General features: G+C 71.2%; 11 protein-coding genes. 1 reads left to right on the top strand and 10 read right to left on the bottom strand.

All coding sequences use genetic code 11. The annotated features are described in order from the left end of the window. Window positions 1–69 precede the first annotated feature (69 nt). A complete protein-coding gene (locus ABEA77_RS27665) occupies window positions 70–2,895 on the bottom strand; it encodes a choice-of-anchor D domain-containing protein (protein WP_345653219.1) in 2,826 nt (941 codons plus the stop codon). Window positions 2,896–3,311: 416 nt separating this feature from the next. On the opposite strand from ABEA77_RS27665, the gene fahA reads away from it, so the two are divergent. Then, window positions 3,312–4,538, top strand: a complete 1,227-nt coding sequence (fahA, locus tag ABEA77_RS27670) for a fumarylacetoacetase (protein WP_345653222.1) — start codon at window positions 3,312–3,314, stop codon at window positions 4,536–4,538. 6 nt (window positions 4,539–4,544) lie between these two features. Here the strand turns inward: fahA and ABEA77_RS27675 are convergent, their stop codons facing one another. The 9 genes from ABEA77_RS27675 to nuoL all read right to left on the bottom strand — a co-directional run bounded on the left by ABEA77_RS27675 (window position 4,545) and on the right by nuoL (window position 15,151). Continuing rightward, window positions 4,545–5,108 (bottom strand): winged helix-turn-helix domain-containing protein, encoded by a 564-nt coding sequence (locus ABEA77_RS27675; protein WP_345653225.1) that lies wholly within the window; start codon window positions 5,106–5,108, stop codon window positions 4,545–4,547. A gap of 118 nt (window positions 5,109–5,226) precedes the next feature. Then, window positions 5,227–5,886, bottom strand: coding sequence for an HAD family hydrolase (locus ABEA77_RS27680; RefSeq protein WP_345653228.1), 660 nt, complete (start codon window positions 5,884–5,886; stop codon window positions 5,227–5,229). Beyond that, entirely contained in the window at window positions 5,883–6,434 is a 552-nt protein-coding gene (locus ABEA77_RS27685; RefSeq protein ID WP_345653231.1) for an LOG family protein, read from the bottom strand. Before ABEA77_RS27685 ends, ABEA77_RS27680 begins: the two co-directional genes overlap by 4 nt. Further along, window positions 6,431–6,934, bottom strand: a complete 504-nt coding sequence (locus ABEA77_RS27690; protein WP_345653234.1) for a CinA family protein — start codon at window positions 6,932–6,934, stop codon at window positions 6,431–6,433. Before ABEA77_RS27690 ends, ABEA77_RS27685 begins: the two co-directional genes overlap by 4 nt. Before the next feature lie 64 nt (window positions 6,935–6,998). Then, window positions 6,999–7,715, bottom strand: a complete 717-nt coding sequence (locus tag ABEA77_RS27695) for an orotidine 5'-phosphate decarboxylase / HUMPS family protein (RefSeq protein ID WP_345653237.1) — start codon at window positions 7,713–7,715, stop codon at window positions 6,999–7,001. A gap of 183 nt (window positions 7,716–7,898) precedes the next feature. After that, window positions 7,899–9,359: a nicotinate phosphoribosyltransferase gene (locus tag ABEA77_RS27700; protein ID WP_345653240.1), complete on the bottom strand. Its 1,461-nt coding sequence runs from the start codon at window positions 9,357–9,359 to the stop codon at window positions 7,899–7,901. A gap of 607 nt (window positions 9,360–9,966) precedes the next feature. Next, entirely contained in the window at window positions 9,967–11,622 is a 1,656-nt protein-coding gene (gene nuoN, locus ABEA77_RS27705) for an NADH-quinone oxidoreductase subunit NuoN (protein ID WP_345653243.1), read from the bottom strand. Beyond that, window positions 11,619–13,199, bottom strand: coding sequence for an NADH-quinone oxidoreductase subunit M (locus ABEA77_RS27710; RefSeq protein WP_345653296.1), 1,581 nt, complete (start codon window positions 13,197–13,199; stop codon window positions 11,619–11,621). The genes nuoN and ABEA77_RS27710 overlap by 4 nt, the downstream gene beginning before the upstream one ends. Before the next feature lie 5 nt (window positions 13,200–13,204). Next, window positions 13,205–15,151 carry an NADH-quinone oxidoreductase subunit L gene (gene nuoL, locus ABEA77_RS27715; RefSeq protein ID WP_345653245.1) on the bottom strand — a complete coding sequence of 649 codons (1,947 nt, stop codon included), beginning with the start codon at window positions 15,149–15,151 and terminating at the stop codon, window positions 13,205–13,207. Window positions 15,152–15,163 lie beyond the last annotated feature (12 nt).

Here is a 15,163-nt window from a genome sequence, read left to right on the forward strand (position 1 = left end):
CACCGGGAGGCGCGGCGGCGGCGCGGCGCGGGGCACGCGGATCGCGCGCCCCGCGGCGCGGCCCGCGCCTCAGCTGCTCGGGAAGACCGCGAAGTCCGAGAGCTGGCCCGCGTTCCACCCCGTGTTGGCGGTGATGGTGACGCGTACGTACCGGGCGGTGGCGCCGGGGACGGTGATGTTCACGGTGTTCTGGTTGGCGCTCGGGTCGAAGGTGTAGGCGGCGGACGGCACGGCCGTGGTGAAGGTGGAGCCGTCCGTGGACGTCTGGACGGCCAGGGTCTCCTTGCGGGTGTTCCACGCCGCGGCGGGCGGCAGTTTCAGCGTGACCTTGCCGACCGTGAAGTTCTGGCCGAGGTCGACCTGCGCCCACTGCGGGAAGGAGCCGTTCTGGCTCTCCCAGTACGAGGACACGTCCGTGTCGGTCAGGTTGGCGGGGACGTACGGGCTGTTGCTCGAACTCGCGGAGGCCGGGCGGCCCGCCGCGACGTTCGTCGTGGCGCCGATGCCGCTGCCGGTGAGGGAGACGGTCGTCGGGCCGTTGTTGGCATTGCTGTTGACGGTCAGGGTGCCCGTACGGGCCCCGGCCGCGGTCGGCTTGAACGTGACGGTCGCGGTGCAGGACGCCCCGGCCGCGACGGACGAGCAGGTGTTGCTCTGGGAGAAGTCGCCGCTCACGGTGACACCGGAGACCGTGGCCGCGGTGGTGCCGGTGTTGGTGAACTTCACCGTCTGCGCGGCGGCCGACTGGCCCACTGCCGTCGCGGCGAAGCTGAGGCTGCCGGGCGCGGCGGAGAGCACGGGGCCGGGCGCCGTACCGGTGCCGGAGAGGGTGACCGTGTCGGTGGCGCCGCCCGCCTTGACCGTCAGCGACCCGGTGCGGGCACCGGCCGCGGTCGGCTTGAAGGTGACGGAGACCGTGCACGAGCCCTTCGCCGGGACCGAGGAGCCGCAGGTGTTGGTCTGGGCGAAGTCGCCGCTCGCTACGACGGACGAGACGGCGGCGGCAGAGCCGGTCGGGTTGGCGACCGTCACGGTCTGCGCCGCGCTGGTCGTACCGGTCGCGACGGAGCCGAAGGTGAGCGCGCCGGGCGTGGCGGTGACGCCGTCCGCCGGATAGGGCGGGAAGTTCGGCGCGGGCCAGCCGCCGCAGTACGGGGTGCCGCTGATGCCGGAGTTGCCGCCGCCGTCCGTGACCTGGAAGTTGCCGCCCTCGCAGCTGTAGACGGGGGCGGACGCGCCCACGCCGGTCGCGGTGACGTTGGTGAACTTCGCGGCGCCGCCGGTCTGTTCCTGGAGCGCGAAGGTGCCGGTGCCGGCGATGGTGACGTTGTTCAGGCTGACGCCGCTCACGGTGCCCTCGACCCACTGCACGGCCTCGTAGGGGCTCTGCTGGATCAGCGCGTTGGAGACGTTGACCGGGCCGTTGATCGCGCCCTGGCTGCCGTCGAACCAGAGCGCGCCGACACCGAACTGCCAGTTCGGGTCGAGGCTGCCGTCCCTGATCAGGGTGTTGTCCGAGATGGTGGTGGTGCCGACGGGCGTCGAGGTGAAGCGCTGGCCGACGTGGATGCCGCCGCCCTGGGTGAGGCCGGTGTCCTGCACGAGGTTGCCGCTGACGGTGTTGTCGTGGCCGCCGTAGATCGCGATGCCGTTGGCGAGGATCTGGAGCTGGACGGTGTTGTGGCTGATGGTGTCGTTCGCGTCGGCGCCGAGCGCGGAGTCGGCCCAGGTGGCGATGCCGTCGTCACCGGTGTTGCGGATGTCGCTGTTGGTGACGGTGGAGTTGGTGACGCCGCCGTGGAAGTTGATGCCGTCCGCCGTGGTGTCGCGGATGCGAAGGCCGCTGAGGGTCAGCTTGTCCATGGGGCCGTCGAGCCAGGCGCCGACCTTGTCGTGCTCGATCCACAGGTTCGACACCGATGAGTTGCTCATCGCGCCGCCGACGGCGTTGACCTGCGCGTTGTCGTCGCGCTCGCCGACCTGGCCGAAGATCGCGAAGTCCCGCAGGTGGACGCCGGTGCTGGGCGAGGGCGCCGAGTTTCCGTAGAAGCCGGGGGCGGTGCCGGTGACGGTGGAGTACCACATGCCGGCGCCCGCGACGGTCACGTTGTTGACGGCGATGTGGCCCGGGACGTCGTACGTGCCCGGCGGTATCCACACCGTGCCGCCGGGGCCCGCCGCGCGGATCGCCGCGTTGAAGGCGGCGGTCGCGTCGGCCTTGCCGCTCGCGTCGGCGCCCTGGCTGGTCACGGAGACCGAGCCGGAGGGCTGCGGGAGCGCGGCGCCGACCTGCTCGAAGTCGGCGAAGTCGACGGTGTACGAGGAGGCCGTGTCCCCCGGGTCGACCTGGAGCTTGAAGGTGGTGCCCGCCGGATAGGTCTGGGGCAGCAGCCGGTGGACCTCGTCGTAGAAGTGGTGCGGGTTGCTGCCCGGGGAGTTGGTGAAGGGGTAGCTGCCGTAGTACCAGCTGTACGCGTTGGTCAGGCTGAGGTCGTCCTGCTTGGCGCCGTTCACGTAGAGCGAGAGCGGGGCGGTGTAGGCGGAGCCGTTCGCGGTGTCGGGGATGCTGTAGCGGACGTCGATCGAGTTCGTCGCCACCGGGGTGGTGAAGGTGACGTACTTGCCCGAACCCTGGAGGGTGACCGCCTTGCGGTACGACGCCTCGTCGGCGAGCTGACCCTGGGCGTAACTGGGGCCGATGACGGTGCCGTTGGTGGTGGCGTTCTCTGCCTGGACCTCGGCGTAAGGGAGGTTGGCGCCGCTGCCGCCGGTGGCGGCCGCGGGTGCGGCGGACGCCGTGGGCGCCGTGGCCGCGACCATCCCGCCCGCGGCGAGCAGCGTGCTGCCTGCCGAGACGAGGAGCGCTCTGCGCAGAGCGCGTATCGAGTGGATCACGTGAGCCGTGCTCCTTTCGACGTGGTGCCGCGCCTGCACGCGCGGCACCACGGTCAGAGGGGGTGGGGCGGGGCTGGAGCAGTGAGGTGCGGGGAGCTGTGCCGGTGGAGCCGTGCCGGTGGAGCTGTGCCGGTGGAGCTGTGCCGAGCAAGGGGACCGTAATCCTCTCCTTACGCGACCGCAATATGTCGACGTGTGAATGTCGAATCCATTGCCTTTTCTTGCAACAATCTCGTCGATCGGACGTCAGAACCGGACGGGCGCCGGTGACTCCCCGGAGCGCGGGGCCGCCCGCGCGGGCCCGGCGCGCGGCGCGGGCCGCACCACCCGATCAGGGCCGGTAGATCGCCTCCCGGTGGGTACGAACCCCGCCGTACCGTGTCAGCACCCGACGACACAGAGAGCGAGGCGCAGCGATGCCCGAGCCGAGCAGCGGCGGAGACGATCTCTTCGGACCGCACAACCTCCCCTACGGCGTGTTCAGCACGGCCGACGAGCCCGGCAGGCGGCGGGTCGGAGTGCGGCTGCACGACCGCGTGCTCGACGCGGGCGCCGCGGCGCGGGCGCTCGGCTCGCCGTACGGGACACTGCTCGACCAGCCGGACCTGGGACCGCTGATGGCGGCGGGGCGCACGGCGTGGCGGGACGTCAGGCGGGCGCTGACGGCCTGGGTGAGCGTGCCCTCCCACCGGGCGGAGCTCGAACCGCTGCTGCACCCGCTGGACGCCGTGGAACTGCACCTGCCGTACGCGGTCGCCGACTACGCGGACTTCTACTCCAACGAGCACCACGCGGCCAACGCCGGGGCCATCCTGCGCCCCGACCGGCGCGGGCTGACCCCGAACTGGAAGCACCTGCCGGTCGGTTACCACGGCCGGGCCGGCACGGTGGTGGTCTCAGGAACCGATGTCGTACGGCCGACCGGTCAGCGCAAAACTCCGACAGACCCCGCGCCGGTGTTCGGGCCCAGCACGAAGCTGGACATCGAGGCCGAGGTCGGCTTCGTCGTCGGCACGCCCTCGCCGCAGGGCTTCCCCGTGCCGCTGTCCGCCTTCCGCGACCATGTCTTCGGGGTGTGCCTGCTCAACGACTGGTCGGCGCGCGACCTCCAGGCGTGGGAGGGCCAGCCCCTCGGCCCGTTCCTCGCGAAGTCGTTCGCGACGTCGGTCTCCGCGTGGGTGACCCCACTGGAGGCGCTCGACGCGGCGCGCGTGGCGCCGCCGCCCCGCACCGAGCCGCTGCTGCCGTATCTGGACGACACGGACGAGGAGGAGCCGGGCGGCTTCGACCTGCGCCTCACCGTCAGCGTCAACGGCGAGGCCGTCGCGCACCCGCCGTTCTCCTCCATGTACTGGACGGCCGCGCAGCAGCTCGCCCACCTCACGGTGAACGGCGCCTCGCTGCGCACCGGCGACCTCTACGGCTCCGGCACCGTCAGCGGCCCCGAGCGCGCCCAGCGCGGCTCGCTGCTCGAACTCACCTGGGACGGCGCCGAGCCCCTCGACCTCGCCACCGGCAAGCGCACCTACCTGGAGGACGGCGACGAGGTCACCCTCACCGCCTGGGCCCCCGGCCCCCACCACACCACACTCGGCCTCGGCGAGGTCACCGGGCGCATCACCCCGTCCCTGACGGACGCGTGAGGACGCTCACGGGGTGTCGTGGAGCACCAGGAACTGCGGCGACGGGCTGTAGCGGTAGCCGACGCCCCGCACGGTGACCAACGGCGGCGGCGCCAGGGGGAGTTTCGCACGCAACCGAGAGAGGATGACGTCGACGGCGCGCGGACCGAGCGACCCGTCCGCGTCGTCGAGTGCGTCGCGCAGTTCCTCACGGGAGACCGCATCGCCCGGCCTGCGCACCAGGTGGCAGAGGACGGCGGACTCCCGTGGCGAGAGCCGTGCCACAGCGCCGTCCACCACCAACTCCCTGCTGTTCAGGTCGAAAACCCCGCGTACCCGCCCGGCCGGGTGGGGCGTGCCGAGTACGGACGCCGTGACCAGGCGCCCGACGCCGATGACGCCGGGAATCCCGGCCAGGCAGCCGTCCAGCGCCCCGGCGACGAGATCGGGGGCGGAGGACCGGTGCCCGTCGTCGATGTCGACCTCGATGAGCAGGCGCAGCCGCAGCGAACCGGGCCGCCGCGACGCGCCCCCGTCCCTGTCGCGGTCGGCGGGGTCAGTGCGTGGGGAGGGGGAGTCACCGGGTGTCATGCTCTCTCCGAACGGCTCGGTCATCGGTTGGCGCGGGGAGGGCCGACGGCGGCCGTACCACCCCCTCGGGTAGGTGGGCCGGCGCCCCGGCGGGCGGGGGCCGCGACGCTGTGTGTGGTCATGTCGCTCCGTCCTCCCGGTCGCTGCGCGGACCGTCCAGCAGGGTGCGCGCCAGACGGTAGGCGGCCCGTAGGTCCGTCCCCTGGTACGAGAGCCGGGCCAGGGACCTGATGCGTTCGTCCCCGTTGACCGCCACCGTGTTCCGCAGTGCCTGGAACAGCGCGATGTCCGAGAGGGAGTCGCCGTACGCGACGCATGCGTCCGGCGGCACCGCGTACTTCTCGCACAGTTCGGCGGCGATGACCGCCTTGGACTGGTGGGTGAGGACCAGCCCCGGGTCGAGCGGTGCCCCGATGGCGACATCGGTGGCGTGCACGGAGCCCACGCCCCAGTCGAGCAGCCGCTCGACGAAGAACAGCGGTGACATCGAGACGACCGCGGAGTGCTCCCCGCGCGCCTCGATGTCGGCCCAGACGTCCCGCACCCCTTCGATCCAGGGCGCGGCGTCGAAGGCCGCCGCGATGTCGGCCTCGGTCAGGGTCTGCCAGAGGGGATGACAGGAGCGGGCGAACGCCAGGTTGTCCATGGCCCCGCTCGCCGCCGCGGTTTCGTACTCCTCGATGGCGGCCAGGTGGCCGGTACGGCGGCCGATCTCCAGGCTGGCGCTGCTGCGCAGGAGCAGTGTCCCGTCCATGTCGAACAGGTGGAGTGCCGTCATGACGCGGTCACCCGGTCGAGCGCGGCGGCGGCATCGGGCACCACGGTGAAGAGGTCCTGGGTCCCGGCCCCGGCGAAGCCCTGCGAGAGCGCGGCGTCGAGGGCCCCGATCAGCGGGTCGGCCCATCCCCCGACGTTGACGACGACGACCGGCTTGTCGTGGAGGTCGACCTGGCGCCAGGTGATCACCTCCACCGTCTCGTCCAGGGTGCCGAGGCCGCCCGGCAGGACGACGAAGGCGTCGGCCGCCTCGTACATGGCCCTCTTGCGCTCGTGCAGGGTCCCGGTGAGGACGATCCGCCGCACACCCGGGTGCACGCCCTCCCGCTGCACGAGGAACTCGGGGATGAACCCCGACACCTCGCCCCCCGCCGCCAGGGCCGCGTCGGCGACGGCGGCCATCATCCCGTGCGCGCCCCCGCCGAAGACGAGCTCGACACCCGCGGCGGCCAGGCCCTTGCCGAGCGCCGCCGCGCTGCTCTCGTAGCGCGGGTCGTTGCCCGGGGTGCGGCCGCAGAAGACCGCGGCGGAGGCGACCCGGCCGCTCACTCCTGGCCCAGACGGTCGCCGAGGAGGCGCAGCGCGACCTCGACGGCCTGCACCTTCACCTGGGTCCGGTCTCCGTCGAACAGGTGCCGCTCGGTGACCGCGTGGCCGCCCCGGCGGACCGCCGAGGTGTAGACGGTGCCCACCGGGTCCCTGTCGTTGCCGCCGGTGGGGCCCGCGTAGCCGGTGAGCGCCACGCCGGCGTCGGCGGTGGAGTGCTCCAGGAGCTTCCCCGCCAGCGCCTCCGTCACCGCGGCGCTCACCACGCCGTGTTCGGCGGGGACGGCCGGGTCGAGACCCAGCCCGGCCGCCTTCGCCGTGCGGTGGTAGAAGACGAAGCCGCGCTCGAAGACGTTCGAGGCTCCCGAGACGGACGTGAGCGCGGCGGCGACGAGCCCGCCCGTCACGGTCTCCGCGGTGGCGATGCGCAGACCGAGCCGCTCGGCGCTGCGCAGCACCTCGGAGGCCTGCTCCAGCAGTTCGCGGTCGAAGAGTTCGGACATGGAGTGCTCCTTGAGGAAGGGAAGGGGTGTGCCGCGGCCGGGGGCCGCCGGGTGCGAACGGCCGTCAGGCGGCGAACTCCAGTGCCTGACCGCACAGTCGGCGAGCGGCCTCCGCGGGGTCTGACGCGGCGTGCACGGCCCGGCCGACGATGGCGTGGGCCCGCGTGCCCCGCACGGCGCCGAACGCCTCGGGGATCGTGCCGCCCAGCGCGCCGATGCCCGGCAGGAAGAACGTCAGCTCCTCAGACGTACCGCTCAGCGCCGTGGTCACCTCGCGGATCCGCTCGGGTTCGTGAGCGGGCACGACGATGTCGCGCGCCCCGTGGCCGACGGCGAGTTCCGCGACGCGCAGCAGCACGTCGTCCGCCACCCATCCGCCGCCGGAGAGAAAGAAGTCGGGGAGCGGCAGCGCGGCGCCCACGAGGGGCGCCACACCCTGCTCAAGCGCCCCGCGGACGAACTCCCTGACCGCCGTCGGGCCGGCGACCGGGAAGAGGATCAGGCCGTCCACACCGGTGGAGGCGGCGGCCGAGGCGAAGGCGGGCCCGTTGGAGGGGACGTCGAGTCCCGCCTTCTGGTGGTCGTAGTAGAGCGGATGTCCTGTCGCCCCGCGCAGCGTGTCGACCGCCGCGGCCAGTCCGGTCCGCAGGACCGTGCTCTGACTGATCTTGTAGCCGGTGATGCCGTCGATCCCGGTCGTCTTCTCCACGAGACGCAGGGCGTCGTCGAGGGTCGCGACGTCGAGTGCCGGGATGACTCCGTGGCTCGGGCCGGAAGCCATGTCTGTGTCCTCCTGTGGGGGTGCGGCGGGTGCGGCAGCGCCGAAAGGGTGCGGCAGCGCCGAAAGGGTGCGGCAGCGCCGAGGGGGTGCGGGGCGCCGAGGGGGTGCGGGGCGCCGAGGGGGTGCGGGGCGCCGGCGGCGGGCAGGCCGCCGGCGCCCCGCACCGGCCGTGCGCCGGACGGCTTACGCTGCCGGGGCGGCCGCCGGGTCCTGACGCGGCGCGATGACCTCGGCGTAGTACTCCTCGGGAACGGTGCGCTCGCTGCGCTCGACCAGGTCGAGGAAGTCCCAGCGGCGGAGGATCCTGCCGTCGCGGTAGACGGGGACGAGCAGGTTCTCCTCCGGCGGGACGGTGTCGCGCCGCACGGTCTCGTACCGCCCGTCGACCTGGCGGAGCGCAAGCCGCCCGCCCTTGGACACCTTCGAGTCCTGCGTCTTGGGGGTCTTGCGGATGTCCGCCCACTCCCCGTCGATCCGGACGGCGCTGGCCTTCATCGCGAAGCTCAGCGAGTCGCGGTTGATGTGCTGGAGCAGGCCGCCGCCCATCCCGAAGTAGACGTTGTCCGCCGCGAGGCCGCGCCGGTCGAGCTCCTCGTAGATCAGGCGCAGGGACTCCAGCGTGATGCCGTCCCCGTGGCACACGCGGATCCGGTCGGGCAGGACCTTGTAGCCCTTGCTGTTGACCGTGTGGCCGTAGTGCTCGATGAGGCCCTCCACGGTGTCCGCGGCGACCAGCACGGGGTCTCCGGAGTCCGGGCGCACGAACACCGTGCCCGTGTGGTTGTCGACCAGCTCCTTCAGCTCCTTGCCGAAGATGTTGTGCACGGCGTTGTCGAGGTCGTAGGAGTCGGAGACGATGACGACGACCGGCCAGCCGCGGTACTGGCGGATGGCGTTGGCGTACGCCTCCGCCTCGTTCTGCCGGCCCCACGCCGTCATCGTGGAATGCTCCGAGTTGGGCCCAGAGGCGCCGGGGGCGATGGCGTTGTAGTAGCGCTGCGCCGCGAGCGAGCCCGAAATGGTGTCGGTCTGCTCGAAGTTGATCAGATGCGCGAGGCCGCCGAGAGCCGCGGACTGCTGTGAGCTCACGCCGCGGGCACCGTAGTCGTGCAGCAGGTCGCGCACGATCTCCGGGTGGTCCGAGGTCTTCTCCAGCGCCTGGGCGATGATGCGCTTGGAGAGCCAGCTGAGCGTGCCGACCGAGGTCGGGTACCAGATGGCCCTCAGCAGCGCGGTCTCGACGAAACTGGTGAGCCAGAAGTACTTGGGGTCGGTGTTGACCACCTGGACGAGCACGTTGCGGACAGGCAGCACCGTGCCCTCCGGCACGGCCTCGATCTCCAGCGGGAGGTAGCCGCCGTGGTCGTTGAGGACGCCGAGCCAGCCGTCGCGGTTGAAGGGCAGCTGGTGCTGGCGGGTGACGACCTCCGCCTCGTCGATGTCCTCAAGGGTGATCGGCTTGAGCAGGTACTCCTTGATGAACGCCTGCAGCCCGACGAACAGGTGCGCGGGGAACGGGCCCCCGCGGGACTCGATGTAGCTGGACACGTACTCCGTCCCCGGCGGGTAGAGCACGTGATGGGAATGCTTGTAGCTGTCGGTGTTGAGGATTATGTTGCCGAAATCGGAGAACTTGGTGACCACTGGACACACCTTTCCTCACGGAGAATACGGAGGGGGAATTCAGCGAGCCGGGCTTGAGTGAGCGGCCTGTGCAGGCGCGGCCGGCACCGGTGAAGAAGGGAAGACGAATACGCGGACGCGTCGGGCGCCGGACGCATGAATTCCCGGGCAGAGAGGGCCGGAGGGGCCGGACACAGCGGAGGGCGAGGACGCTTCCGTGGCTCCGAGGGCCAGATGGCCCCTACTCGCCCGTCACGTCACGATGCGACGTCAGCGGCGACAACAGGGCGCGCCGTACCGGACGCCGCCCTGCGGGGTAAAGCCGGGGAGAATGATCCGTCGCATGAATGAAGAAGGTAGTTCGGCCGCCTCGAATACGCAACCATTCGTGGCAGGCACCACAGTGTTTCAATTCTTTCGATTGTGTCGATCGTTTCAGTAAAGACGGGCACGGCCGCCAACCGGCCCGGACATTTTTTTACAGCGGTGCGTGCGCGCGGTCGATCCGGCGGAGGGCCGCCGCACGGGAGCGGCGGCCCGCGCACGGCCTCCGCGCGCCTCGGGCAAACGCGCCGCGGCCCGGCCGCCCTCGGTGGGGGGTGGCCGGGCCGCGGGACGGGCGGGCGGGTCAGCGGGCGAAGGTGCCCGCCTGGCTCGCCAGGTCGAGGAAGTACTGGGGGGCCAGGCCGAAGACGAGGACCACCGCCACCGAGACGGCGATGGTGACCATCGTCAGCGGGGAGGGCACCGCGACCGTGGGGCCGTCCGGGCGGGGCTCGCTGAAGAACATCAGGACGATCACGCGGATGTAGAAGAACGCCGCGATCGCCGAGGCGGCCACACCGACCACCACGAGCGGTACCGCTCCCCCGCCCGCCGCGGCCTTGAAGACCGCGAACTTGCCGGAGAAGCCCGAGGTGAGCGGGATGCCCGCGAACGCCAGCAGGAAGATCGCGAAGACCGCGGCCACCAGCGGCGAACGGCGGCCGAGGCCCGCCCACTTGGACAGGTGCGTCGCCTCGCCGCCCGCATCGCGCACCAGGGTCACGACGGCGAACGCGCCGACCGTCACGAAGGAGTACGCCACCAGGTAGAACAGCACCGACGAGATGCCGTCGGGCGATGCCGCGATCACGCCGGAGAGGATGAACCCGGCGTGCGCGACCGACGAGTACGCCAGCAGGCGCTTGATGTCGGTCTGCGTGATGGCGACGATCGCGCCGCCGACCATCGTGATGATCGCGACGCCCCACATCACCGGCCGCCAGTCCCAGGTCAGGCCCGGCAGCACCACGTACAGCAGGCGCAGCAGCGCGCCGAAGGCGGCGACCTTCGTGGCCGCGGCCATGAAGCCCGTCACCGGCGTGGGCGCGCCCTGGTACACGTCGGGCGTCCACATGTGGAACGGCACCGCGCCGACCTTGAACAGCAGCCCCATCAGCAGCAGCGCCCCGCCGATCAGCAGCAGCGCGTCATTGCCCATGGTGCCGGCGAGCGCCGGGTCCACGCTGCGCACGGTGCCGTCGACCACGTCGGCGATCTGCGCGTACGTGACGGAGCCCGCGTACCCGTACAGCAGGGCGATCCCGAACAGCAGGAACGCCGAGGAGAACGAGCCGAGCAGGAAGTACTTGACCGCTGCCTCCTGCGACATGAGGCGCTTGCGGCGGGCCACCGCGCACAGCAGGTACAGCGGCAGCGAGAACACCTCAAGGGCGACGAACAGCGTCAGCAGGTCGTTGGCCGCGGGGAACACCAGCATGCCCGCGACCGCGAACATCACCAGCGGGAACACCTCGGTGGTGGTGAACCCGGCTCGGGTCGCGGCCTTCTCCGCGTCGCTGCCGGGCACCGCGGCCGCCTCGGCGGCGAAGGAGTCGACGCGGTGCGCCCCGGCCGCCGGGTCGAGCCGCCGCTCGGCGAAGGTGAACACCGCGACGACCGCGGTCAGCAGGATCGTGCCCTGGAGGAAGAGGGCGGGCCCGTCGACCGCGACCGCGCCCTCCGCCGCGATGTGCGCCTTCGACGCGCTGCCGTACCCGTCGGAGGCGAGCGCCACCACCGCGGCGAACGCGGCGGCGAGCCCGAGGACCGCGAGGATCACCTGGGCGTGGTAGCGGGCCCTGCGCGGCACGAACGCCTCGAAGAGGACGCCCACCATCGCGACGCCCGCGACGATCAGCACGGGGGAGATCTGGCCGTACTCGATGTGGGGCGAGGGGATGGTGCCGAGCGGGTCGGCCGCCATCGTCGTCCACAGGCTGTGGACAGCGGGCGCGCTCATCGGGACGCCTCCAGCTGGGGGTGGGGATCGGTCCTGTCGACCTGCGACATGGTCTGGTGGACCGCGGGGTCGACGATGTCGGTCAGCGGCTTGGGGTAGACGCCGAGGAAGATCAGCAGCGCGATCAGCGGCGCGACCACCACCAGCTCGCGGACCTTGAGGTCCTGCATGCCCTGGACGGTCGCCTTCACGGGACCCGTCATCGTGCGCTGGTAGAGGACGAGGACGTACAGCGCGGCCAGCACGATGCCGACCGTGGCGATGATCCCGATCACCGGGTACCGGCTGAACGTGCCGACCAGGACGAGGAATTCACTGACGAACGGCGAGAGGCCCGGCAGCGACAGCGTGGCGAGCCCGCCGATCAGGAACGTCCCCGCGAGGACCGGCGCGACCTTCTGCACCCCGCCGTAGTCCGCGATCAGGCGCGAGCCGCGCCGCGAGATCAGGAACCCGGCGACCAGCATCAGCGCCGCCGTCGAGATGCCGTGGTTGACCATGTAGAGCGTCGCGCCGGACTGGCCCTGGCTGGTCATCGCGAAGATGCCCATGATGATGAAGCCGAAGTGCGAGATCGACGCGTACGCGATCAGCCGCTTGATGTCCCGCTGGCCGACCGCGAGGAGTGCTCCGTAGACGATGCTGATCAGCGCGAGCACCAGGATCACCGGCGTCGCCCACTTCGACGCCTCGGGGAACAGCTGGAGGCAGAAGCGGAGCATCGCGAACGTGCCGACCTTGTCGACCACCGCCGTGATCAGCACGGCGACCGGCGCGGTCGCCTCGCCCATCGCGTTCGGCAGCCACGTGTGCACCGGCCACAGCGGCGCCTTCACCGCGAACGCGAAGAAGAAGCCGAGGAAGAGCCAGCGCTCCGTGGAGGTCGCCATCGACAGGTCGCCCGTCGCCCGCAGGTGCGCGATGTCCGTGAGCGAGAAGGTGCCCGCCACCACGTACACCCCGATCACCGCGGCCAGCATGATCAGCCCGCCGACGAGGTTGTAGAGGAGGAACTTCACCGCCGCGTACGAGCGCTGGGTGGCCGCCGCCTCGTCACCGCCCGCGTGCGCCCGGTCCCCGAAGCCGCCGATGAGGAAGTACATCGGGATGAGCATGGCCTCGAACAGCAGGTAGAAGAGGAAGACGTCGGTGGCCTCGAAGGAGAGGATCACCATCGCCTCGACCGCGAGGATCAGCGCGAAGAAGCCCTGCGTCGGGCGCCACCTGCGGTTCGGCTCCGCCGCCTCCAGGGGGTCGGCGTCGTGCCAGCCGGCCAGGATCACGAACGGGATCAGCAGCGCGGTCAGCGCGAGCAGCGCCACCCCGATGCCGTCGACGCCCAGGTCGTAGCCGACACCGAAGTCCTTGATCCAGGTGTGCGACTCGGTGAGCTGGAACGGCCCGGGGCCGCCCGGGTCGAACCGGACGACGACGAGGGCCGCGAGCACCAGTGTCGCCACGGAGAACAGCAGCGCCGTCCACTTGGCGGCCGTGCGCCGGGCGGCGGGGACCGCCGCGGTGGCGATGGCCCCGGCCGCGGGCAGCGCCGCCGTGACCGTCAGACAGGGGAACGACATCGCACTCACACCGCCCTCATCAACAGGGTCGCGGCGACGATCACTGCCGTACCTCCGAACATCGAGAGCGCGTACGAGCGCGCATAGCCGTTCTGCACCTTGCGCAGGCGCCCGGAGAGCCCGCCGAACGACGCCGCCGTCCCGTTGACCACCCCGTCCACCAGCGTGTGGTCGACATAGACCAGCGAGCGGGTGAGGTGCTCGCCGCCGCGCACCAGGACCACATGGTTGAAGTCGTCCTGGAGCAGGTCGCGGCGGGCGGCCCGGGTGAGCAGCGAACCGCGCGGCGCGGCGGCCGGCACCGGCTTCCTGCCGTACTGGAGGTAGGCGATGCCGACGCCGACGAGCAGCAGCACGATGGTCGCGGTCGTGACGACGCCCGCGCCGACCGGCGAGTGGCCCTCGCTGTGGCCGGTGACGGGTTCGAGCCAGTGCAGGAAGCGGTCGCCGATGCCGAAGAAGGCACCCGCGCCGACCGAGCCGACCGCGAGGACGATCATCGGGACCGTCATGATCCACGGCGACTCGTGCGGAAGCGGCTCCTCGTGCGGGCCGCGCTCCTGGGCCGCGGGCTCGGCGTCCGGCGCGTCGGGCGAGGCGGTCGCGGTGTCGCGCCACCGCTCCTCGCCGAAGAACGTCATCAGCATCATCCGCGTCATGTAGTACGCGGTGATCGCGGCGCCCAGCAGCGCGACCGAGCCGAGGATCCAGCCCTCCGTGCCGCCCTTGGCGAAGGCCGCCTCGATGATCTTGTCCTTGGAGAAGAAGCCGGACAGGCCGGGGAAGCCGATGATCGCGAGATAGCCGAGGCCGAACGTGACGAACGTGACCGGCATGTACTTCCGCAGGCCGCCGTACTTGCGCATGTCGACCTCGTCGTTCATCCCGTGCATCACGGAACCGGCGCCGAGGAACAGGCCCGCCTTGAAGAAGCCGTGCGTCACCAGGTGCATGATCGCGAAGACATACCCGATCGGGCCCAGGCCCGCGGCCATGATCATGTAGCCGATCTGCGACATCGTCGATCCCGCGAGGGACTTCTTGATGTCGTCCTTCGCGCAACCGACGACCGCACCGAAGACCAACGTGACCGCACCGACCACCACCACCGCCAACTGCGCGGTGGGCGCGCCGTTGAACAGGTCGGCGGAGCGAGTGATCAGGTAGACGCCTGCCGTCACCATCGTCGCCGCGTGGATCAGCGCGGAGACCGGGGTAGGGCCCTCCATCGCGTCACCGAGCCACGACTGGAGTGGCACCTGCGCCGACTTGCCGCACGCCGCGAGCAGCAGCATCAGGCTGACCGCCGTGAGCTTGCCCTCCGTCGCCTGGCCCGCCGCGCCGAACACGCCCCCGAAGGAGAACGTGCCGAACGTGGTGAACATCAGCATGATCGCGATCGACAGGCCCAGGTCGCCGACGCGGTTGACGAGGAACGCCTTCTTCGCCGCCGTCGCCGCGCTCGGCTTGTGCTGCCAGAACCCGATCAGCAGGTACGACGCGAGTCCTACGCCCTCCCAGCCCATGTACAGCAGCAGGTAGTTGTCGGCGAGGACGAGCAGCAGCATCGCCGCGAGGAAGAGGTTCAGATAGCCGAAGAACCGGCGCCTGCGCTCGTCGTGCGCCATGTAGCCCACCGAGTAGAGGTGGATCAGGGTGCCGACGCCGGAGATCAGCAGGACGAACGTCATCGAGAGCTGGTCGAGCTGGAAGCCGATGTCGGCCTTGAAGCCCGCGACCGGCACCCAGGTGAACAGGTGCTGGTGCAGGGCCCGGTCGCCGGCCCCCTTGCCCAGCATGTCCGCGAAGAGCACAGCCCCGATGACGAAGGACGCGGCGGCGAGCACCGTACCGAGCCAGTGGCCCACCCGGTCGAGGGCAGGGCCACCGCACAGGAGCACAGCGGCCCCCAGCAAGGGCGCCGCCACCAGCAGCGCAATCAGATTGTCCACGATTCAGCGACC

It is taken from the genome of Streptomyces tremellae (genome assembly GCF_039540215.1).
In the GTDB taxonomy this organism is placed as follows: Bacteria; Actinomycetota; Actinomycetes; order Streptomycetales; family Streptomycetaceae; genus Streptomyces; species Streptomyces tremellae.

Bases quoted from the DNA above. Each gene is read 5' to 3' on its own strand.
- ABEA77_RS27675 (WP_345653225.1), bottom strand. From the start codon at position 5,108: ATGACACCCGGTGACTCCCCCTCCCCACGCACTGACCCCGCCGACCGC.
- fahA (WP_345653222.1), top strand. From the start codon at position 3,312: ATGCCCGAGCCGAGCAGCGGCGGAGACGATCTCTTCGGACCGCACAAC.
- ABEA77_RS27710 (WP_345653296.1), bottom strand. From the start codon at position 13,199: ATGTCGTTCCCCTGTCTGACGGTCACGGCGGCGCTGCCCGCGGCCGGG.
- ABEA77_RS27695 (WP_345653237.1), bottom strand. From the start codon at position 7,715: ATGGCTTCCGGCCCGAGCCACGGAGTCATCCCGGCACTCGACGTCGCG.
- nuoN (WP_345653243.1), bottom strand. From the start codon at position 11,622: ATGAGCGCGCCCGCTGTCCACAGCCTGTGGACGACGATGGCGGCCGAC.
- ABEA77_RS27690 (WP_345653234.1), bottom strand. From the start codon at position 6,934: ATGTCCGAACTCTTCGACCGCGAACTGCTGGAGCAGGCCTCCGAGGTG.
- ABEA77_RS27680 (WP_345653228.1), bottom strand. From the start codon at position 5,886: ATGACGGCACTCCACCTGTTCGACATGGACGGGACACTGCTCCTGCGC.